This window comes from Rhodanobacter denitrificans, from assembly GCF_003335105.1.
Classification (GTDB): Bacteria; Pseudomonadota; Gammaproteobacteria; order Xanthomonadales; family Rhodanobacteraceae; genus Rhodanobacter; species Rhodanobacter denitrificans_A.
This window is the reverse complement of record NZ_QFWQ01000007.1, coordinates 91,324-111,764: the sequence shown is the minus strand read 5'-3', so window position 1 is coordinate 111,764 and position 20,441 is coordinate 91,324. Positions and strand designations below refer to the sequence as shown.

The window sequence follows — 20,441 nt, the reverse complement described above, 5'->3', positions numbered from 1 at the left end:
GATGAGTGCTTTCCACGAATACCTGCAACTGACCAAGCCGCGCATCGTCGCCCTGCTGGTGTTCTGCGCGGTGATCGGCATGTTCCTCGCCGTGCCCGGGCTGCCGCACTGGCAGGCGCTGGTGTTCGGCACGCTGGGCATCTGGCTGGCGTCGTCCTCGGCCGCCGCGTTCAACCAGTTGATCGACCAGCGCATCGACAAGCTGATGGTGCGCACGGCGCATCGGCCGCTCGCCACCGGGCACCTCAACCCGCGCCAGGTGTTCGTGTTCGCGCTGGCGCTGGGCCTTGCCTCGATGCTGGTGCTGGTGCTGCTGGTCAACACGCTGACCGCGGTGCTGACGTTCGCCGGGCTGATCGGCTACGCGGTGATCTACACCGCGTTCCTCAAGCGCGCCTCGCCGCAGAACATTGTGATCGGCGGCCTGGCCGGCGCGATCCCGCCGGTGCTGGGCTGGACCGCGGTCACCGGCTCGCTGCACCCGTACGCGCTGCAGCTGTGCCTGATCATCTTCGTGTGGACGCCGCCGCACTTCTGGGCGCTGGCGATCTTCCGCCGCGACGACTACTCGCGCGCCCAGGTGCCGATGCTGCCGGTGACCCACGGCGTGGTGTTCACCCGCTGGCACATCCTGTTCTACACCGTGCTGCTGGTGCTGGTGACCCTGCTGCCGGCGCTGACCGGAATGAGCGGGCTGGTCTACCTGGGCGGCGCCGCGGTGCTGGGCGGCGCGTTCCTGTATTACGCGGTACGCCTGCTGAACCCGCCGGACGAGCTGTACGCGATGAAGGTGTTCAACTATTCCATCGTGTACCTGATGGCGTTGTTTGCGTTCCTGCTGGTCGACCACTGGCTGGTATCGCCGCTGCTGCAGCCGGCGGTCCCGTCGGCGGTGCTGGGCTGAGCTGAGCATGCTGGCCGCCTGCGCAACAACTTTCGTTCGTGTGGAGCGCTTGCCGGGATTGACACTGCGGCAACGCAGCACGACAATGCCCGCGCCCACCGGCGCGTCTGCATCGGCGGGCTTCCTGTCCTGACTAACCAAGGCATATGGACGTTTACCCTAGTCGCAACGTCGACATCCGCGAGCATCGGATGCCGGCATTGCATAACAAGCTGATGATCTGCGGCGACCGCCTGCGGTCGGCCGGCGCTTTCCTCGACTAGGGAAGACCGGCCCACCTCCTCCGGCGCCGCGGGCGCCGTAACGAGGAGATGGGCCATGAAGCTCCTTCGCGATTCCGTTTTGCTGCGCATGCTGCGCCGGCTTCTGGCCGGCCGTCGCGAGGCCGTGCGCGTTACCTACACCATCACCGTGCCCGCCCCGCTGGACCGCCCGGCCGGCAGCAATGTGATCGAACTGCACCGCCGCGCCGACGCCGGCGGCCGTGCATCGGCGACAACCCGGGCCCGCGGCGACGCGCTGCCATCATCCGTCCATCTCGCGCTGGTATCCAGTCGCTGATGGCTGCCGTGACGTCATGCAAGGGATGGCCTCCGCCAGGCGCGGAACCGTTCCGGCCGCATGCGCGGCCAGGCGCACCAGCGTCGATGCGGTTGGCGGATTGATTCCGCGGACTCGCCCCGGCGGCAGGCATCAGCGAATTCACGGAAGCGGGTCATGATCAAGCAATCCATCCAGGGCGCCCTCCCGAGGGCGGCCGAGAAGGGCGCGTCGGCGCCCTTGCACGTGGCGGTGGCGCAGGAGGCGTTCCGCGACAACGAGGCGCTGCTGGCCGGGCTGGACAGCACGCCGGCCGGCCTCGACGAGGAGCAGATCGCCGAGCGGCTGCATCGCGACGGTGCCAACGAGGTTTCGCACGAGAAGCCGCCGCACTGGTCGCTGCAGCTGCTGCGCGCGTTCAAGAATCCTTTCATCATCGTGCTGCTGGTGCTGGCCGGCGTGCAGTTGTTCGCGGACGACAGCGACCTGACCGGGCCGATCATCATCGCGGCGATGGTGGGCATCAGCGTGGTATTGACCTTCACCCAGGAGTACCGCTCCTCGCGTGCCGCCGAGGAGCTGAAGGCGATGGTGCGCAACACCGCCGCGGTGACGCGGCAGGCATCCGACGGCCACAGCGAGCAGATCGAGGTGCCGGTGGGCGAGCTGGTGGTGGGCGACATCGTGCACCTGGCGGCCGGCGACATGGTACCCGCTGACCTGCGCCTGCTCACGGCGAAAGACCTGTTCATCAGCCAGGCGATCCTCACCGGCGAATCGCTGCCGGTGGAGAAGGTGGCGCCGATCCATGCGCACGGCGTGGAATCGGTCGGCAATCCGCTGGATCTGCCCACCGTCTGCTACATGGGCACCAACGTGATCTCCGGCACCGCCAGCGCGGTGGTGGTGGCCACCGGTACGCGCAGTTACCTCGGCTCGCTGGCGCACAGCATGACCGGCCAGCGCGTGCAGACCAGTTTCGACCGCGGCGTGAACTCGGTGAGCTGGCTGCTGATCCGCTTCATGGCGGTGATGGTGCCGGTGGTGCTGGGCATCCAGTGGTACAAGCAGGGTTTCTGGGAGGCGTTCCTGTTCGCGCTGTCGGTGGCGGTGGGCCTCACCCCGGAGATGCTGCCGCTGATCGTCACCGCGAACCTCGCCAAGGGCGCGATGGCGATGTCCAAGCGCAAGGTGGTGGTGAAGCGGCTCAACGCGATCCAGAACTTCGGCGCGATGGATGTGCTGTGCACCGACAAGACCGGCACGCTGACGCTGGACAAGATCGTGCTGGAGCGCCACCTCGACCTCGACGGCGAGGAGAGCGACGAGGCGCTGGAATTCGGCTACCTCAACAGCCGCTTCCAGACCGGCCTGAAGAACCTGATGGACAAGGCGGTGCTGGAGCACCGCGACCTGGAGCCGACCGCGGCGCGCTATCGCGTGGTGGACGAGATCCCGTTCGATTTCCAGCGCCGGCGCATGTCGGTCGTCGTGGCGAACGGCGGCAGCGAACACCTGCTGATCTGCAAGGGCGCGGTGGAGGAGATGCTGGCGATCTGCGCATTCGCGCAGGTGGGTGGCACGGTGGAGGCTATGACCGACGAGCGCCGCCGCGAGATCAAGGCGATGACGCATCGGCTCAACGAGGACGGCCTGCGCGTGCTGGTGGTGGCGGTGCGCCGCGAACCGGCGGCCGAGCGCGCCTGGAGCGTGGCCGACGAGAGCGGGCTCACCGCGGTCGGTTGTCTCGCCTTCCTCGACCCGCCGAAGGACTCGGCCGCCACCGCGATCGCCGCGCTGCACCAGCACGGCGTCGAGGTGAAGGTGATCACCGGCGACAACGAGGCGGTGACGCGCAAGATCTGCCGCGAGGTGGGGCTGGATGTCACCCACTCGGTGCAGGGCCGCGACATCGAGCCGCTGGACGAGGCCGCGCTGGACGAACTGGTGAAGCGCACCACGGTGTTCGCCAAGATGTCGCCGCTGCAGAAGGCCGCGGTGGTGCGCTCGTTGCAGCGCCAGGGCCATACCGTGGGGTTCCTCGGCGACGGCATCAACGACGCGTCGGCGCTGCACGATGCCGACGTTGGCATCTCGGTGGACACCGCCACCGACATCGCCAAGGAGTCGGCCGACATCATCCTGCTGGAGAAGAACCTGATGGTGCTGGAGGAGGGCGTGCTGGAAGGCCGCATCACCTTCGGCAACATCATCAAGTACATCAAGATGACCGCCAGCTCGAACTTCGGCAACGTGCTGAGCATGCTGATTGCCAGCGTGTTCCTGCCGTTCGTGCCGCTGCTGCCGCTGCAGATCCTGGTGCTGAACCTGCTGTACGACATCTCGCAGTTGTCGATCCCGTTCGACCGCATGGACGAGGAGTACCTGCGCGCGCCGCGCAAGTGGGACGCCAGCGACATCGGCCGCTTCATGCTGCTGGTAGGGCCGTCGAGTTCGGTGTTCGACATCACCACCTTCGCGCTGCTGTGGTTCGTGTTCGGCGCGAACACGCCGGCGCACCAGTCGCTGTTCCAGTCCGGCTGGTTCATCGAGAGCCTGCTCACCCAGACCCTGGTGGTGCACATGATCCGCACGCGCCGCATCCCGTTCCTGCAGAGCAGCGCGGCCGCGCCGGTGCTGGGGCTGACCACCGCGATCATCGCGATCGGCATGCTGATTCCGTATACCGGGCTGGGCCACAAGCTCGGCATGCTGGAAATGCCGCCGGTGTACTACGCATGGCTGGCCGCTACCGTGCTGGCCTATTGCGCGCTGACCCAGCTGGTGAAGGTGATCTACATCCGCCGATACGGGCGCTGGCTGTAGCGACGGGCCACGCCCGCGGGTCGCCTCAGTCGGCCTCCCGGCTGTCCTCGACGACGCGGTGGTGGCCCTGCATGGCGTAGCGCCGCGCCACCACCGCGCACACCATCAACTGCAGCTGGTGGAAGATCATCAGCGGCAGCACCAGCGCGCCGAGGCCGCCGAGCTGGCCGGCGAACAGGATCTTCGCCATCGGGATACCGCTGGCCATGCTCTTCTTGGAGCCGCAGAACACGATGGCGATCTCGTCGGCACGCGGGAAGCCGAGCCGGCGCGCGGTCCAGGTCAGCGTGGGCATCACCAGCGCCAGCAGCAGCGCGCACATCGCGAGGGTGGCGAGCAGGGCGGAGACCGGTGTGTCGCGCCACAGGCCAGCGACCACGGCGGCGCTGAACGCGGTGTAGACCACCAGCAGGATAGTGCCCTGGTCGGTGTAGCCGAGCAGCGCCCTGTGGCGGTCGACGAAGCCGCCGATCCAGCGCCGCGCGGCATGTCCGAGCGCAAACGGCAGCAGCAGTTGCAGCATGATGTCCAGCACGCCGTGCCAGGAGGCGCCGCCGCCGTGGCCGGCCAGCAGCAGGCCGACCAGCAGCGGGGTCAACACGATGCCGATGAGGTTCGACATCGAGGCACTGACCACGGCGGCCGACACGTTGCCGCCGGCGATCGAAGTGAACGCGATCGACGATTGCACCGTGGACGGCAGCGTGCAGACGAACAGCACGCCGAGGTAAAGCTGCGGCGTCAGCAGCGCATGGCCGAGCGGCTGCAGCGCCAGCCCCAGCAGCGGAAACAGCACGAAGGTGCTGCCGAGCACGGTCAGGTGCAGCCGCCAGTGGGTGAGACCCTGCACGATCGCCGCGCGCGGCAGCTTGGCGCCGTGCAGGAAGAACAGCAGCGCGATCGCGCCATCGGTGATCGCGTCGAACACCCGCGCTGCGTCGCCCCGACACGGCAGCAGCGAGGCCAGCGCCACGGTGGCGAGCAGGGCGAGCGTGAAGTTGTCGGGACCGACGCGGCGCGACGACATGCCGGCGCTCAGTCCAGCCCGCAGCGCGTGCGGCGGCGGCGCCGCCACCACAGCATCAGCACGGTGAGCACCAGGATGCCCACCAGGACCCACAGGCTGCTCTGGCCGCGGTGTATCCACTTCACCAGCCATTCGTGGTTGTCGGCGCCGAAATAGCCCAGGTAGACCCAGATCGGCACGCTGATCAGCGCGGCCAGCGTATCGATCAGCAGGAAGCGCAGGAACGATACCCGGTGGGTGGTGCCGGCGGTGAGGTAGACGGTGGTGCGCATGCCGGGCAGGAAACGCGCGAAGAACAGCATGCGGTTGCCATACTGGTCGAATTTTTCCTGCACCTTGACGTAGCGCCCCGGTGTCAGCACGCGCGCCACGAAGCGCCATTGCAGGATGCGCGCGCCGTAATGGTGGCCGAGCAGGAAGATGGCGCAGTCGCCCAGCAGCACGCCGAACATCGCCAGCGCGAACATCGCGTGCACGTTGGCGTAGCCCAGGCCCGCGATCACGCCGCCGGCTACCAGGGTGATGTCTTCCGGCAGCGGCAGGCCGGCGCCGCAGATCATCAGCGCGATGAACACGGCCACATAGCCGTTCTCGGCGAAGATCGTCACCAGTTGCTGCAACAGATCCATCAATATCCTTGCGCTTCGTGCGGGGCGCGCTGGGCCGCAGCCGGGCATGATCCCACAGTCAGGCGGCGGCCGATGGCCGATGGGACAGGACGACGCAGGACGTGCGTGGGCAGACGACGGCTCATCATGCTCAGGCCGAGGCTACCGGCGGCCGCGCGCGGGCGGCCAGCAGCTCGCGCAATTCGGCTTTCTCGGCGCTGTCCAGCCGGCTTTCGCGGCTCTTCGCGGTCAGTGCGTCGCGGCGTTGCGTGTACGCCTGGTCCTCCATCCGCGCCAGCGCGTCGAAGAATTCGCTGCGCTGCGCCTCGGGTTCGCCCACCGCCATCGTCGCCATCAGCTTCTGCAGCGAGGGGTATTCAGCCCGCTCGGCGAAGTGCTCCACCAGCATGGCGGAATTGATGCCAGGCCGGGCGCGCGCTATGTCGAGCAGCTCGGCCAGCAGCTCCACGCCGGGCTTGTCCAGACGCAGGAAGCGATAGGGCTGCTCCACCTGGTCGGCCATGCCCGGCTGCGCCAGCAGCAGCGAGATCGCGCTGCGCACCAGGCTGCGCTGCACCGCCACCGGCCGCTGCACTGCGCGATGGACGGCCGGGTCGGCCTGCAGCAAGGCGCGCGCACCGCTGCGCTTCTCCAGCTCCTGCCCCATCAGGTCGCGGAACGCGCCGTCGGGCAGCTTCGCGATCAGCGGGCGCGCGCGCTCGGCCAGCCGGGCGCGGCCGTCGAGGCTCGCCATGTCGACGTCGTGCGACAGCTCGTTGAAGAAGTAATCCGACAGCGGCATTGCCTCCCGGATGCGCTTGTCGAAACCCACCTTGCCTTCCTTGCGCACCAGCGTGTCCGGATCCTCGCCGTCGGGCAGGAACAGGAAATAGGCCTGCCGCCCGTCGCGCAGGCGCGGCAGCGCGGACTCCAGCGCCTTCCACGCCGCGGCGCGCCCGGCACGGTCGCCGTCGAAGCAGAACACCACGTCCGGCGCGGCGCGGAACAGTACTTCGGTGTGCTCGGGCGTGGTCGCCGTACCCAGCGTGGCCACCGCGATCGGCAGGCCCGCCTGGTGCAGCGCGATCACGTCCATGTAGCCCTCGACCACCACGATCCGCTGCAGGTTCGCGTTCGCCTGCTTCACCTGCCACAGCGCGAACAGCTCGCGGCCCTTGTGGAACAGCGGGGTCTCGGGTGAGTTGAGGTATTTGGGGCCGTCACTTTTGCGCGCGTCCTGCGCGCCAGCATCAAGAACCGGCGATCCCTCGCCGGATTTTTGAATAATCCGACCGCCGAACGCGATCACGCGGCCGCGACGATCGAGGATCGGGAACATCAGGCGCTCGCGGAAGCGGTCGTACTTGCTGCCGCGTTCGCTGGAGGCGACCATGCCCGCCTCGTTGAGCAGCTCCATCCGTCGCGGCGTGTTGCCCAGAGCCTTGATCACGCCATCGTAGCCGGCGGGCGCCCAGCCGAGGCGAAAGCGCCGGATCGTCTCCGCGTCCAGGCCGCGCTTCTTGCAATAGGCCTGCGCCTCGGCGCTGCGCGGGAGCTCGCCCTCGTACCAGGCAGCGGCGGCATCGAGCAGCGCATACAGGTCGGTCTTGTCCTCGCGCGGGCGTTCATCGCGGCCACCCTCGCGCGGCACGGTAAGGCCCACCGTCTGCGCCAGCTCCTCCACCGCGTCCGGAAATTCCAGCCGCTCGTAGTCCATCAGGAACTTCACCGCGCTGCCGTGCGCGCCGCAGCCGAAGCAGTGGAAGAACTGCTTGGCCGGGCTGACGTAGAACGAGGGCGTGCGCTCGTTGTGGAACGGGCAGCAGGCGGTCCACTCGCGCCCGGCCTTCTTCAATGGCACGCGCCGCTCGATCACGTCGACGATGTCGACGCGGGCGAGCAGTTCGTCGATGAAGCTGTCGGGAATCAGGCCGCGCATAGACCGCCTAGTCTAGTCGGTCGCCGCCGGCGAGGTTTGGGTGGATTGCGGCGACCTGAGGCGAAATGTCACAGGCGAACGGCGGCGAGCCGTGCCGGAACGGATTCCCGCGCCGCCTCGGTAGAGCCCTGGCAGCGGACGGTCCCCGGTCGGGCCCGGATAGCGGCTAGACCAGATGGATCAAGCCGATCACCGCCAGTACGGCCAGCAGGAACAGGATCACGAAGCACGCGAACAGCACCTTGGCGATGGTGGCGGTGGCGCCGGAAACGCCGCCGAAACCGAGCCAGCCGGTGACCAGCGAGACGATGGCGAAAATGATGGCCCACTTCAGCATGTTGATTCTCCTGCGGCGACGGGCACCCGCGCGGCGGGGTATGCGGCGGGTCACGGCGGTTGTAGCGGGACGGGCGTGAACGCGATGCATGGCATCGCTTGCCAGTGCGCAGGCGGTGCGGCACGCTTCCCGGCCGGCCCCGGGAGTGACGAGCCATGGTGATCAGCACGGTGATGATGCTCAGGCAGCGTGCAATCGTGCGCGCGTTCGAGCGGGCTGCCGCCACCACGGCGGCGACCGCCTGCACGGCGGAGCAGCTGGGGCTGAAACCGGGCATGGCCTGGTACCGGCTGGTAAGCCATGCGGTGCTGCGCTGCCCGGGCGAGGGCCGCTATTTCCTCGACGTGGCGAACTGGCAACGGCTGCGCCGGCGCCGCCATCGCATCGCGCTGGCCGTGATCGCCGGCGTGCTGGTGCTGCTGGGGTTGCTGTTCGTGGCCGGCACGCTCAGCCGGCCAGGCGCCCCTTGATCCGGCCCGAGACCACGCTCATGTCGGCGCGGCCGGCAGCCTTTTCCTTCACCGCGGCTACCACCTTGCCCATGTCGCGCGGCGAACTGGCGCCGGTGTCGGCGATCGCGACGGTGATCAGCGCATCGATCTCGGCGTCACTGAGCTTGCTCGGCAGGTAGGTTTCGATCACCACCATTTCGGCGCGCTCGATCGCCGAGAGGTCGTCACGGCCCGCGGCATCGAACTGGCTGACCGAATCCTTGCGCTGCTTCAGCATCTTCTCCAGCACGCTGAGCACCTGCACATCGTCCAGCTCGATCCGCTCGTCCACCTCGCGCTGCTTGATCGCCGCCAGCATCAGCCGGATCACGCCCAGCCGGTGCTTGTCGCCGCCGCGCATGGCGGTCTTCATGTCTTCGGTGAGCTGCTGCTTGAGCGTCATGGCGGGAGCCTCATGGTCAGGTGGGTCATTCTACGGAAACGACAAAGCCGGCGTTGTCCTGGGGGACAACACCGGCCAATATCGAATCCGGAGTGCTGGCGGCGGCTGCGAGAACCCGCGCCGACCGTGTTTCCTGCATGCGCAGCGTGAAGACGCTGGCGGGCCCGCCGCTTGGCGGCGAGCGGAAACTCAGTACAGGCGGACCTTGCGCGAGACGTCGCGCGACAGGCGGCGCAGGTGACGCTTCACCGCGGCGGCACGCTTGCGCTTGCGCTCCTGGGTCGGCTTTTCGTAGAACTCGCGCTTGCGCGTTTCAGCCAGCACGCCGGCCTTTTCGCAGGTACGCTTGAAACGACGCAGTGCGATCTCGAACGGCTCGTTCTCGCGAACTTTTACGTTGGGCATGGAAACTCCGAGTGGTAATCTGGCCCGGTGACGGGACTGTTGAACAGGGCGAGCCGCGAAGTATACCGTGGAAACTGGCGAATTTTCAAAGCCCGTGCTGGGCATCGAGACCTCCTGCGACGAGACGGGCGTGGCCCTGCTGCGTTGGGAGCCGGACGCGCCGGGCCGCGGACTGCTGGCCCACACCCTGTACAGCCAGATCAAGCTGCACGCCGACTACGGCGGGGTGGTGCCGGAGCTGGCCAGCCGCGACCACGTGCGCAAGCTGCTGCCGCTGATCCGCGAGGCGCTGGCCCAGGCCGGGCTGACCGTGCGCGACCTGGGCGGGGTGGCCTATACCGCCGGTCCCGGGCTGGTCGGCGCCCTGCTGGTGGGTGCCTCGGCGGGGCGCGCGCTGGCCTGGGCGCTGGGGGTTCCGGCGATCGGGGTGCACCACATGGAGGGGCATCTGCTGGCGCCGCTGCTGGAGGCCGATCCACCGCAGCCGCCATTCGTGGCCCTGCTGGTCTCCGGCGGCCATTCGATGCTGGTCGAGGTTGAGGCAATCGGCCGCTACACGATCCTGGGCGATACCCTGGACGACGCCGCCGGCGAGGCGTTCGACAAGACCGCCAAGCTGATGGGCCTGCCCTACCCCGGCGGTCCGGCGCTGGCGAAGCTGGCCGGGCAGGGCACGGCCGGTGCGTTCCGCTTCTCCCGCCCGATGACCGACCGGCCGGGGCTGGATTTCAGCTTCTCCGGCCTGAAGACCCAGGTGCTGCTGGCCTGGCAGCAGTCCGATCAGTCCGACCAGACTCGCGCCGACATCGCCCGCGCGTTCGAGGAGGCGATCGTCGATACGCTGGTCATCAAGTGCCGCCGTGCGCTCACCGCCAGCGGCACGCAGCGGCTGGTGATCGCCGGCGGCGTGGGGGCGAACCGCCACCTGCGCAGCGAGCTGGCCAAAGCCGGCGAAAAGGATGGTTTCCGGGTGTATTTCCCGCGGCTGGACTTCTGCACCGACAACGGCGCGATGATCGCGCTGGCCGGCGCGATCCGCCTGGCTGGCGGCCAGCAGCAGGACGAAACCGTACAGGTGCGCCCGCGCTGGGATCTGCAGACTTTGCCGGCAGCCTGACCGCGAGGCGTTCGCAGGGCGGGCACCGCCCGCCGTTTTTCCCCCGGAACTGCGAGAGCCCGCGGGCCGTGCCCGCCCTACATCCGGCCTTCGTGGGGCGACGGGATCACCATTGCGTGCGGCTCGGCAGCAGCTCTTTCAGCTCCGCTTCGGTGAGGTTGCGCCACTGGCCGGGCTTGAGGTGGCCCAGCTTCACGTTGTCGATACGCACGCGGCGCAGCTGCGTGACGCGATAGCCGAACGCGGCAGCCATCAGCCGGATCTGCCGGTTCAGGCCCTGGGTCAGCACGATCGAGAAACCGAATTTCGCGATGCGGCGGGTGCGGCAGGGCCGGGTCATCTGGCCGTGGATGCGCACGCCTTTCGCCATGCCGGCCAGGAACTCGTCGGTCACCGCCTTGTTCACGCCGACCAGGTATTCCTTCTCGTGGTGATTTTCCGCGCGCAGGATCTCGTTGACGATGTCGCCGTTGCTGGTGAGCAGGATCAGCCCTTCGGAATCCTTGTCCAGCCGCCCGATCGGGAAGATCCGCTGCGGATGGTCGACGAAATCCACGATGTTGCCGGACACGCTCTGGTCGGTGGTGCAGGTGATGCCGACCGGCTTGTTCAGCGCGATATAGATGGCTTTCTTCGCGGCCGGCGTGGTGGCCAGGTGGCGCGCCTTGACGATTTCGCCGTCCACCCGCACCTCGTCGCCTTCCAGCGCCTTGGCCCCGGTCGAGACCGCTTCGCCATTGATGGTGACGCGCCCGGCGACCAGCAGCTCGTCCGCCTCGCGGCGCGAGCACAGGCCGGCTTCGCTGATGTATTTGTTGACGCGCATAAGGGCAGGAGTGAGTGTGGAGGAGTGAGAAACGAGTGAGAGCTAAGGAGATCCTGCGAGTTCATGCAGATGCACAGGGTGCAGGACAGGGAAAGCGGAGCAAGAGGCGAAAGCGGGCAGAGGTGGCGCCATCTCTCGTTTCTCACTCCTCCACGCTCACTTCTCGCTCTACGACCTGAGCCCCACGCCGCGTTTGAGCAGCTGCAGCGCCACGATCGACAGCGCCGCCACGAAGCCGAGCATCACCACGAAGGCCCAGCCCACGTGCACGTCGCTGATGCCGAGCACGCCGTAGCGGAACGCGTTGACCATGTACAGGATCGGATTGGCGCGCGAGATCGCCTGCCACGGCTCGCCCAGCATGTTGATCGAATAGAACACGCCGCCCAGGTAGGTCAGCGGGGTGAGGATGAAGGTGGGCACCAGCGCGATGTCGTCGAACTTCTTCGCGTACACCGCGTTGACGAAGCCGGCCAGCGAGAAGATGGTGGCGCCCAGCAGCACCGAGGCGAACGTGATCAGCGGGTGCATTACGTGCAGGTCGGTGAAGAACAGCGCGATGACCAGCACCAGCACGCCGACCACCAGGCCGCGCACCACCGCGCCGGCGACGTAGCCGGCGAGGATCACCCAGTTCGGCATCGGCGACACCAGCATCTCCTCCACCGCGCGGCTGAACTTGGCGCCGAAGAACGAGCTGGAGATGTTGCCGTAGCTGTTGGTGATGATGCTCATCATCACCAGGCCCGGCACGATGTACTGCATGTAGGTGAAGCCGCCCTGGATGGTGCCGATGCGGCTGCCGATCAGCTTGCCGAAGATCACGAAGTACAGCGTCATGGTGATCGCCGGCGGGATCAGCGTCTGCGTCCAGATGCGCATGATGCGCACAATCTCGCGGCGCACGATGGTGTTGAGGGCGACCAGGTTGGCGGCGGCGTTGCTGCTCATGCGGCGCGCTCCCGGCCGGGTTCCTGCCGGCCGTTTTCCACCAGCCGCACGAACAGTTCCTCCAGCCGGTTGGTCTTGTTGCGCATCGAGGTCACCGTGATGCCGTGTGCGGACAGCGTCGCGAACAGCGAATTGAGGTCGTGCGAGCGGGCCATCTCGGCCTCCAGCGTGTGTTCGTCGCGGCGGCGCAAGGTGACGTTGGGGATGCTCGGCAGGCCGGCCGGAATGGCAGCCACGTCGAGCACGAAGGTCTCCACGTCCAGCGTGGCCAGCAGGCGTTTCATGCTGGTGTTCTCGATGATGCTGCCGTGGTCGATGATCGCGATGTTGCGGCACAGCGACTCGGCTTCCTCCAGGTAGTGCGTGGTGAGGATCACCGTGGTGCCGGCCGCGTTGATGCCGCTGACGAACTGCCACATGGAGCGGCGGATCTCGATGTCGACGCCCGCGGTGGGCTCGTCGAGGATCAGCAGCTTCGGCTCGTTCATCATCGCGCGGGCGATCATCAGCCGGCGCTTCATGCCGCCGGACAGCGTGCGCGCCTGCATCTGCGCCTTGTCCCACAGGCGCAGCTCCTTCAGGTACCTCTCCGCGCGCTCGGCGGCGATCTTCCGCGGGATGCCGTAGAAGCCCGCCTCGTTCACGCAGATGTCGAACGGCTTCTCGAACTGGTTGAAGTTCAGTTCCTGCGGCACCAGCCCGATCAGCTTCATCGCCTCACTGCGCTGCCGGTTCACCGAGATGCCGAACACCCGCGCGTCGCCGGAGGTGGAGTTGACCAGCGAAGACAGGATGCCGATCAGGGTGGATTTGCCGGCGCCGTTCGGGCCGAGCAGGGCGAAGAAGTCGCCGGGCTGAACGGTGAGGCTGATGCCCTTCAGGGCCTCGACGCCGTTGCCGTAGGTTTTGCGCAGGTTGTCGACGACGAGCGCCGGGGCCGTATCTTGGGACTGCGGGGACATGGGCTGCACCGAGGGGGTTAGCCCTTATTATAGCGGGCTACGTCCCGTCGTCCGGCCCTGCCGGACGGCACTCACCGTTTCCGGAAACCCTCCATGGCCGACCACTTCCAGCTCCGTCTCGTCGACAGCCGCATGCTTGCGCCCACGGTGCGCCATCTCGTGTTCGAGCGTGTCGACGGCCAGCCGCTGGTGTTCCAGCCCGGCCAGTTCCTGCAGGTGCATTTCCACTACGACGACGGCACGGCGACCAAGCGCAGCTACTCGGTGGCCACCGTCGGCGACGGCAGCTCGCCGGTGCAACGCATCGAGATCGCGGTGAGCTACGTCGACGGCGGTGCGGCGACGAAGCTGCTCGGCGAACTGCCGGTTGGCGGCGTGATCGACGCCAGCGGCCCCTACGGCCGCTTCTGCCTGCAGGAAACCGACAGCCACCCGCGCTACCTGCTGCTCGCCACCGGCACCGGCGTCACCCCGTACCGCGCGATGCTGCCGCAGATCGAGAAGCTGCTGGCGGAGGGCCGCCGCGAAGTGGTGCTGCTGTACGGCGCGCGCAGCGAAGCCGAATTGCTCTACGGCGAGGAGTTCGAGGCGTTCGCCCGCACCCACCCCGGCTTCACCTTCCATGGCTGCCTCAGCCGCGAGGCGCGCGCAGTGCCCCGCCCCACCGACCGCAGCGGCCACGTGCAGCACGTGCTGGCCGAACTCGGGCCGCATGCCGAGCGAGACATCGCCTACCTGTGCGGCAACCCCAACATGGTCGATGCCGCGTTCAACGCGCTGAAGGAGTTCGGCCTGCCCGTGCCGCAGATCCGCCGCGAGAAGTACATTTCGTCCCGCTGAGCGGGGGTTGCGGCGCGTTCCCGGAGCCGGGGGCATGGCCGCGAACGTCCTCAGGTTTGTTAGCGCCGCGTCGATAAGTCTCCCACGAGCGCAGCCGCGCCGTTCACCACCCATTCGCCAGACTGCCTCCCCAGGAAACCGGTGGCGTCAAAAAGCGTGACGTGGTTCGCATTTCTGGGGCTGCAGTCACCGTGCGCCATAAAGCCTGCGCGGGCGGCGCCGAAAACACCTTCAGGCGCGCGTGATTCCGCGCGCTGCGAGGGATGGCACATGCGCAATCAGCATCGTTGGTTGGTTGGTTCGCTCGTCGCGCTGGCGATGTCGGGAGCGTGGGCGCAAAGTGGGCGCATCAACTTTGCCGGTGCCGTGGTGGAGCCCACCTGCTCCACCGAGCAGCTTGCCCCGGCGATGTCCTCCGCCGCCACCGACCCGGCCGGGCAACGCTCGGGCTGCGGCCGTCGCGCCGGCGCCGACGCCGGCCCCACCTTTACCCACGAAGTGGTCGACCTGGCCACGGCCAACCGTCGGCACGACCGCCTGCTCGACTATTTCGCCAGCTATGCCCCGGTGGCCCCTGGCGGCAAGGTCATGGCCAGGCTCGTCACGCGCACCTACGACTGAGTGTGGAACCTACTGGTACGAAAGCGTGAAGGTCGCCGTGGCGCCAAGCAGGCCTGCACTCACCGCACTTCCCGTCTGGTAGTAACGGGCGAAGTAGCTCACCGAGAGTGCGCCGTTCGGTGTGGCACCGATGGTCTGGGCGACGCCGAATTGCACGGGGGTTGTTCCCGACGAATCCAGCACCTGCACGCCAACACCACTGGTGCCGCCGCTCGATGGCGCGATTACGCCAGGCTTGCCGGCGACCGGCGTGGCCGTGTCCAGGGTGATGCGGACGATCGCGCCGCTGGAGCAGGTCAGCCCGATCTGGAACGGAGTGGTGCCGGCGACCGAACCCACGCCGCTGAAGGCCTGACTGGTGACCGCGGGCAGGTTCACGGTGATGTTGCTGGTGCTGACCTGGCAGGCGGGGGCCGTGAAGGTCAGGGAGCCGGCCAGGTTGATCGTTGCGTAGATAACAAAATTGGTGGCGCCTGCCTTGAGGGCGGCCAGCGGGCCCTGCAGGGAACTGCCGTTGGCGATGGGGCCGGTTTTCACCAGCTCGATCGTGACCGAGTCGGACTCGGTGTACGAGCTCTGGTTGTCCCGACTCTGGGCGTAAGGGTACGCGGTGATATAGACGCCTTTCTCCAATACCCGGTAGCCCACGCCGCTGATGTTGGTGGGGAACAGGTTCGTGCTGGCCGGCAGGAGGGCTCCGGAAGGCGCCACCAGTCCCCAGCCGTTGCCTTGGCCGTTGCAGTAGTAGGTGACCGGAGTGCTGATCGGGGTGGGAGCCGAGGTGTAGAGCACGGTGCCCACGGCGATATTGGGGTCGTTGACGATGGTCGACGGCACGGACACCGTGTAGGTAGCCGACGCGGTGCCCGTGCAGCCGGAGGCATGCGCCCATCCGGGCGCCAGTGCCAGCAGCGCCACGGCCGCGAGCACGGCGGCGCCGCGAGTGAGGATCGAGCGCAGGACAGGCGGCCGCAGTGGTCTATTCATGGTGGCTCACCTCGGAGGCTGGCGTGGCGCCGGGTTCATGGCAGCTGGCGTCCTGCGTGGCGTAGCGGTCGGTGCCGGCCGCGGTGGAGGGCGCCCGGTAGGCGAACGCGCAGTGGTGCGCGCTGCCCGCCGCATCCTCCCACTGCACGCCCAGGTGCCCCGTCTGCCGCGTTACGCGCGCCATGATCCGCCCGGCCTGCCCCACGGCGCCGACCACCTGGCCCTGCTCGTCCAGCACTTCCGCGCCGAACGGCAGGGTCTTGCCGTCAGCTAGGTGGGTCTGGATAAGCACGAAGCGCCCGCTCTCGCTCTTGAACTTCACCATCACCACGGCGCCGGCGCGCGGTGCCACCTGGGCACTGGTGTTGTCCAGCTGCACGTCCAGCGACAGGCCGGTGGGATCGATGTCGATCGTGTTGAGGACGTACGGGGTGACATAGGGCACCAGCGCGTAGCCGGCGTCGTCGATGCGCACGCCGGCCGCGTTGCCGACGCGTGCGCCGCCGGCGCCGGGCGCCTGCACGATGGCCACGGTGTCGCCCAGCGGCTGGCCGAAGGTGACACCACCCGGATACGCGACGATGCCACCCGTCACGTTCAGCGATGCCTGCGAGTAGCCGCTGCCCACGCCGAAGCCGGCGTTGAGCTGCGCATGGGCACCGCGGTAGCCCGCGTTGATGCTGCCGGTGCTGCCGGCGGCGTTGCTGCTGTCGTGCGTCGCGGTGGCGCCGTAGTAGAAGCGGTTGTCGACCCCGGCGTTGCCGTTGAGCGTGGCCTGCTGCTGCATGCCGCCGTTGCCATCGCGGACGAGGCTGCCGGTGAAGATGGGGGTATGCGAATCGTCGCCCAGCGGAATCGTGAGATTGACCATGTAGCGGTTGTCGCTGCGCCCGAACAGGTCGCGTTCGCGGGCGGCCGAGAGGTTGTAGCTGACCCGGCCGATCGCGTTGTTGTAGCCGACCTGGAACTGGGTGTCGGTGCCACCGCGGTTCCAGTAGTCGCGGGCCGAGCCGTTGACGTAGAGCGAGCCGCTGCTGCCAAGCCGTTGGCTGAGTGTGAGGCTGAAGTTGTTGCGCTGGCGATCGACGCCGTTCGGCGTCAGGAAGTCGCGGTAGTCGACGCCCGCCAGCGCGGCCTGCTGTGCCGGCGTGAGCAGGTTGGAGACCGGCACGCCGTTGATCGTCAGCGGCCGGGCCGGGCCGCTGGCGAATACCGGCAGACCGCGACGGGCATAGTCGCGCGCCCGCACGGCATCGCCGAGGGAGAGGAAACCGCTGGTCGAGTAGCGGTAGGCCGCCACGGTCAGCGAGGTGCCGGTCTGCGCCAGGATCTTGCTGTAGCTCAGGCGCACGCTCTGGCCGGACATCGCTTCCAGGCCCGGGATGCGCGTGCGTGCGCTGGTGACGTCCGCGGCGAACGCGCCATAGCGCGTGTTCAGCGCACCGCCCAGCAGCAGCGCCACGTATCCTTGCGAGCCAGCCGCGCCGGCATAGCCGGTCAGCAGGTTGGAGAAGCCGCGCTGCACGGTCGCCTGCGCCACGTTCGGCTTGTGCTCGATCGAAGCGTCGCGCAGCTGGCCGGCGGCCACGCTGAAGCGGGTGACGCCCGGGCGCAACAGCTGCGGCACCGACGCGTACGGTACCGAGAAGGTGTGCACGCGGCCGCTGGCCTCGGTCACGCTGACCTCGATGTCGCCGCCGTAGCCGGTGGCGTAGAGGTCGTCGATGACGAACGGGCCCGGTGCCACCGTGGTCTGGTAGATCACCATGCCGTTCTGGTGCACGGTCACCTTGGCATTGCTGTCGGCGATGCCGCGCACGGTGGGCGCGTAGCCGCGCTGCGACTGCGGCAGCATGCGGTCGTCCGTGGCCACCTGCACCCCGCGCAGGCCGATGCTGTCGAAGATCTCACCGCTGGTCCAGGCATCGCCCAGCGTCAGCTGCGCGCGCATTCCCGGAAGATCGCGTTGCGCGTAGGTGGCGATGTTCTGCCAGTGGTGGCCGGAACCCACGCCGCCGGTGCCGGATTGCCAGCTCAGCGAGGAAGTGTGGCGCAGGTGCCAGCGGCCGAGGTTCAGGCCGGCGTTCAGGCCGAGATACGACGAGGTCTGCGACAGGCCGTGGCTGCTGGTGCGATAGCTGTTGAAGTTGTAGTTGAGCAGGCCGGCGTTGACCCCGGAGTCCCAGTATTTCGGGTCGACGTAGCCACGTGCCATCAGCCCCAGGGAGGCCTGGGGCACGCTGGTGTCCAGGCGCAGGTCGGACATCTCGAACGCCATGCTGGCGCCGGGAATTACGCGGGCCATGTCGACGCAGACCTTTTCGTCGGCCAGATCGGCGGTGGTCCGGGCTGACAGGTCGGTCGGGTGCAGGCCCAGCCTGTCGAGCAGGGCCATGGTGACGCAGGGCGTAGCGGCGGCATCGGCCGATGTCGCCGCAAAGCGCACGTTGCTCCGGCCGACGGGACGGTCGTTGAGATAGATGTCGACGCTGTACGTGCCGGCTGGCACGAAGTCGCCGCGCTCGAAGCGGGACAAGTCGGTGGTGTTCTGCCCCGCACCGGAAAGCATGCTGCGGTCAAAGCTGGCATCCACGGCGTCCACCGCCGGCGCGCTGGCGTCCGCATTCGGGCCGGCGGCCGCCGGCGCGGCCACGGCATGGCGGCCCCCGCCGCACAGCGCCAGGCCGATCAAGGCCGACAGCAGCTGACGGCGAGCCAGGGGCCCGCGCGAAGCCGTGGTCGAGGCGCTGGCGCGCAACCGGCTCACGGCGCGATCGTGCCCTGGTAGGACGCGGCGGCACCGAAGTCGTTGATGACGGTGTAGTCGACCGTGCTGCCCGCGGCCGGCGCATGGACGAGCCGCTTGACCGGCAGGCGCAGCGACGACAGTGGCGCCACCATGCCGCTGTCCGGCGCATACGCTACGCCGTCGACGCTCAGCGACAGCTTGCTGAAGGTGATGTGGTACGGCGTGGGGTTGCGGGCCTCCAGCGCGTAGCCACCGCCGTCCACGACCACGTGCCAGGTGACGTCGCGAGCTGCGGTGGAGGGATCGCCGGCCAGGTTGGCCGGGCGGAAAAAGAATTTGAGCCGCGAGCGCACGGCGAACTGCAGCGTGTTTTGTTCCTCGCCTGGTTTCGCCGTGGGCTTGGGTGGAATCTCCAGCACGTTCAGCCAGAACAGCGACTCACGGTCGGCGGGCAGGGGCTGGCCGGTATAGACGATGCGCAGGCTCTGGCCCTTGCCCGCGTTCATGCGCGCCAGCGGCGGCGTGATCAGGAAGGGCACCTTGGCGCTGTCGGGAGTGGAGTCGGGGTTGCCGCTGTCGATCCACGCCTCGACCAGGGCCGGCTGGTTACCGGCGTTGCTCAGGCGCACGGTGACCTCGCCGTTGGCGGCCGGGAACACCACGCGGGTGCCGGCAATCACGACGCTCGCGCTGGCGGGTCCGATGGTGGCGCCAAGCGCGATCAAGGCTGCACCGATGGCGCAGAGCAGGCTTTTCATCAGGGTATCCGTTGCGGGTCAGGGCGCCGCGGCGATCGGCAGTAGGATCGCTGCAGCCAGGCTCCCTGGCTGCAGCGCGCCGATTCCCGCTTACATATAGGTCAGCGTGAAGCCGACCGACGAGGTGACCAGGCCCGCCGTGGTTGCCGTGGCGGTCGAGATGTACTGCGCCGTGAGCGAGGCGGAACCCACGCCGCCGCTGATGGGGATGACCGGGGCGTTGGCCTGGGTCGACGTATTGATCGCGGCGGTGCCGTTCAACAGCTGGATCTGCACATTCGAGCCGCCGGCAGTGGCGTTCTTCAGGTTGCCGGTGGTGCTGTCGATGCTGGTGCCGGCGGTGAAAGCCATGTTGGCGCTCGCGGTGTTCGTGTCGCAGTTGCTCAGGTCGACGGTGAAATTGGTGGCGCCGGCCACGTTGCCGGCTGCCGAACCGAATGTCGCCGCCATGACGGTCGGCAGGGCGACCACGTTGCTCGCGCTGTTGTTGATCTTGATGACGCAAGTATCGGCGAGCACCTTGCCGGTGAAACTGATGGTGCCGCTGCTGGCCGCCTGGGCAGTCGGAGCAAAGGCGGTGGCGGCGATGACGGCGACCAGGGCGGTGGAAAGCAGGCTCTTGTTCATTTTTCGGTGGTTCCTCGTGAGTGCGGATGGGTGACGGTTTGCGTTGCGGTGGGGATGCGCCATGGTTCGGGGTCGACAGGCGACGGATCCGTCCGGCGTGTGTTGAGTTTCAGAAGTCCCCCCGGACATCGATGTCTGCCACGGCCTCGGTCGCGGCTGGTCCAGCTTTAAGCAAGCAACATGCCAGAATTTTTATGTAAACGGTTACTCAAGACACAGGGCCGGCCGTGAGAGGGCAGAATTTGAGGCGCGGCAAGGGTTTCGCATAATTTGTCAGTCTTCCCTGACAAAAATCGACACCTTAAAGTGCGAACTATGTCACTTATTTCGTACGTCGTCATCATGCCGCTTTCACATTCCAGAGCCGCTTGCCACCGGATTGGAGGAGTTTTTGTAAAGCGTCCTTGACATGCACGAGAAAGGTTTCTTATCCTTCGCCTGTCAAGCTTGCTTGACATGACGGGCGGCGTGGGGATCGCCACGCGTGCATGGGCCGGCGGCCATTCGGAACACACGGTGAGGA

The 20,441-nt window shown here is 67.7% G+C and carries 20 protein-coding genes; 7 read left to right on the top strand and 13 right to left on the bottom strand.

The genetic code is table 11. The features are described 5' to 3' along the window. Nucleotide 1: 1 nt before the first annotated feature. The 3 genes from cyoE (at nucleotide 2) to mgtA (ending at nucleotide 4,270) form a co-directional block, all read left to right on the top strand. Entirely contained in the window at nucleotides 2–904 is a 903-nt protein-coding gene (gene cyoE / locus DEO45_RS12365; protein WP_114344112.1) for a heme o synthase, read from the top strand. A gap of 318 nt (nucleotides 905–1,222) precedes the next feature. Further along, nucleotides 1,223–1,465, top strand: a complete 243-nt coding sequence (locus DEO45_RS12360) for a hypothetical protein (protein WP_114344110.1) — start codon at nucleotides 1,223–1,225, stop codon at nucleotides 1,463–1,465. 156 nt (nucleotides 1,466–1,621) lie between these two features. Continuing rightward, entirely contained in the window at nucleotides 1,622–4,270 is a 2,649-nt protein-coding gene (mgtA, locus tag DEO45_RS12355; RefSeq protein WP_114344108.1) for a magnesium-translocating P-type ATPase, read from the top strand. 25 nt (nucleotides 4,271–4,295) lie between these two features. On the opposite strand, the gene DEO45_RS12350 is transcribed toward mgtA, so the two are convergent. The 4 genes from DEO45_RS12350 to DEO45_RS12335 all read right to left on the bottom strand — a co-directional run bounded on the left by DEO45_RS12350 (nucleotide 4,296) and on the right by DEO45_RS12335 (nucleotide 8,181). Next, nucleotides 4,296–5,297: a bile acid:sodium symporter family protein gene (locus tag DEO45_RS12350; protein ID WP_114344401.1), complete on the bottom strand. Its 1,002-nt coding sequence runs from the start codon at nucleotides 5,295–5,297 to the stop codon at nucleotides 4,296–4,298. 8 nt (nucleotides 5,298–5,305) lie between these two features. After that, nucleotides 5,306–5,926, bottom strand: coding sequence for a DedA family protein (locus DEO45_RS12345; RefSeq protein ID WP_114344106.1), 621 nt, complete (start codon nucleotides 5,924–5,926; stop codon nucleotides 5,306–5,308). 130 nt (nucleotides 5,927–6,056) lie between these two features. Beyond that, nucleotides 6,057–7,844: a DNA primase gene (gene dnaG, locus DEO45_RS12340; RefSeq protein ID WP_114344104.1), complete on the bottom strand. Its 1,788-nt coding sequence runs from the start codon at nucleotides 7,842–7,844 to the stop codon at nucleotides 6,057–6,059. Between the two features lie 166 nt (nucleotides 7,845–8,010). Further along, the gene (locus DEO45_RS12335) at nucleotides 8,011–8,181 is read right to left on the bottom strand and encodes a DUF1328 domain-containing protein (protein WP_114344103.1); all 171 of its coding nucleotides are present in this window, start codon (nucleotides 8,179–8,181) and stop codon (nucleotides 8,011–8,013) included. A 155-nt stretch (nucleotides 8,182–8,336) separates the two neighbouring features. On the opposite strand from DEO45_RS12335, the gene DEO45_RS12330 reads away from it, so the two are divergent. Further along, the gene (locus tag DEO45_RS12330; RefSeq protein WP_114344101.1) at nucleotides 8,337–8,651 is read left to right on the top strand and encodes a hypothetical protein; all 315 of its coding nucleotides are present in this window, start codon (nucleotides 8,337–8,339) and stop codon (nucleotides 8,649–8,651) included. Here DEO45_RS12330 and DEO45_RS12325 read toward each other — a convergent pair. After that, nucleotides 8,629–9,075 carry a GatB/YqeY domain-containing protein gene (locus DEO45_RS12325; RefSeq protein WP_114344100.1) on the bottom strand — a complete coding sequence of 149 codons (447 nt, stop codon included), beginning with the start codon at nucleotides 9,073–9,075 and terminating at the stop codon, nucleotides 8,629–8,631. The genes DEO45_RS12330 and DEO45_RS12325 overlap by 23 nt on opposite strands. 189 nt (nucleotides 9,076–9,264) lie before the next feature. Continuing rightward, nucleotides 9,265–9,480, bottom strand: a complete 216-nt coding sequence (gene rpsU, locus DEO45_RS12320; protein ID WP_007081639.1) for a 30S ribosomal protein S21 — start codon at nucleotides 9,478–9,480, stop codon at nucleotides 9,265–9,267. Nucleotides 9,481–9,547: 67 nt separating this feature from the next. On the opposite strand from rpsU, the gene tsaD reads away from it, so the two are divergent. After that, entirely contained in the window at nucleotides 9,548–10,597 is a 1,050-nt protein-coding gene (gene tsaD / locus DEO45_RS12315; protein ID WP_223250861.1) for a tRNA (adenosine(37)-N6)-threonylcarbamoyltransferase complex transferase subunit TsaD, read from the top strand. Nucleotides 10,598–10,703: 106 nt separating this feature from the next. On the opposite strand, the gene DEO45_RS12310 is transcribed toward tsaD, so the two are convergent. The 3 genes from DEO45_RS12310 to DEO45_RS12300 form a co-directional block, all read right to left on the bottom strand. After that, nucleotides 10,704–11,423, bottom strand: a complete 720-nt coding sequence (locus DEO45_RS12310) for a pseudouridine synthase (protein WP_114344097.1) — start codon at nucleotides 11,421–11,423, stop codon at nucleotides 10,704–10,706. A 168-nt stretch (nucleotides 11,424–11,591) separates the two neighbouring features. Further along, nucleotides 11,592–12,374 (bottom strand): ABC transporter permease, encoded by a 783-nt coding sequence (locus DEO45_RS12305; protein ID WP_114344096.1) that lies wholly within the window; start codon nucleotides 12,372–12,374, stop codon nucleotides 11,592–11,594. After that, nucleotides 12,371–13,336 carry an ABC transporter ATP-binding protein gene (locus DEO45_RS12300; RefSeq protein ID WP_114344094.1) on the bottom strand — a complete coding sequence of 322 codons (966 nt, stop codon included), beginning with the start codon at nucleotides 13,334–13,336 and terminating at the stop codon, nucleotides 12,371–12,373. Before DEO45_RS12300 ends, DEO45_RS12305 begins: the two co-directional genes overlap by 4 nt. Nucleotides 13,337–13,429: 93 nt before the next feature. Between DEO45_RS12300 and DEO45_RS12295 the strand changes: the two genes are divergently transcribed. Both DEO45_RS12295 and DEO45_RS12290 read left to right on the top strand, forming a co-directional pair. After that, on the top strand, nucleotides 13,430–14,176 hold the full coding sequence (locus DEO45_RS12295) for a ferredoxin--NADP reductase (RefSeq protein ID WP_114344092.1): 747 nt from the start codon (nucleotides 13,430–13,432) through the stop codon (nucleotides 14,174–14,176). Between the two features lie 270 nt (nucleotides 14,177–14,446). Then, nucleotides 14,447–14,797: a hypothetical protein gene (locus tag DEO45_RS12290; protein ID WP_114344090.1), complete on the top strand. Its 351-nt coding sequence runs from the start codon at nucleotides 14,447–14,449 to the stop codon at nucleotides 14,795–14,797. 9 nt (nucleotides 14,798–14,806) lie between these two features. Here DEO45_RS12290 and DEO45_RS12285 read toward each other — a convergent pair whose 3' ends face one another. The 4 genes from DEO45_RS12285 to DEO45_RS12270 form a co-directional block, all read right to left on the bottom strand. After that, entirely contained in the window at nucleotides 14,807–15,784 is a 978-nt protein-coding gene (locus DEO45_RS12285; RefSeq protein ID WP_114344088.1) for a fimbrial protein, read from the bottom strand. Then, nucleotides 15,777–18,551 (bottom strand): fimbria/pilus outer membrane usher protein, encoded by a 2,775-nt coding sequence (locus tag DEO45_RS12280; protein ID WP_223250860.1) that lies wholly within the window; start codon nucleotides 18,549–18,551, stop codon nucleotides 15,777–15,779. Before DEO45_RS12280 ends, DEO45_RS12285 begins: the two co-directional genes overlap by 8 nt. Then, a complete protein-coding gene (locus DEO45_RS12275; protein ID WP_114344084.1) occupies nucleotides 18,548–19,291 on the bottom strand; it encodes a fimbrial biogenesis chaperone in 744 nt (247 codons plus the stop codon). Before DEO45_RS12275 ends, DEO45_RS12280 begins: the two co-directional genes overlap by 4 nt. 90 nt (nucleotides 19,292–19,381) lie before the next feature. Continuing rightward, nucleotides 19,382–19,918: a fimbrial protein gene (locus DEO45_RS12270; protein WP_189339742.1), complete on the bottom strand. Its 537-nt coding sequence runs from the start codon at nucleotides 19,916–19,918 to the stop codon at nucleotides 19,382–19,384. Between the last annotated feature and the right edge of the window lie 523 nt (nucleotides 19,919–20,441).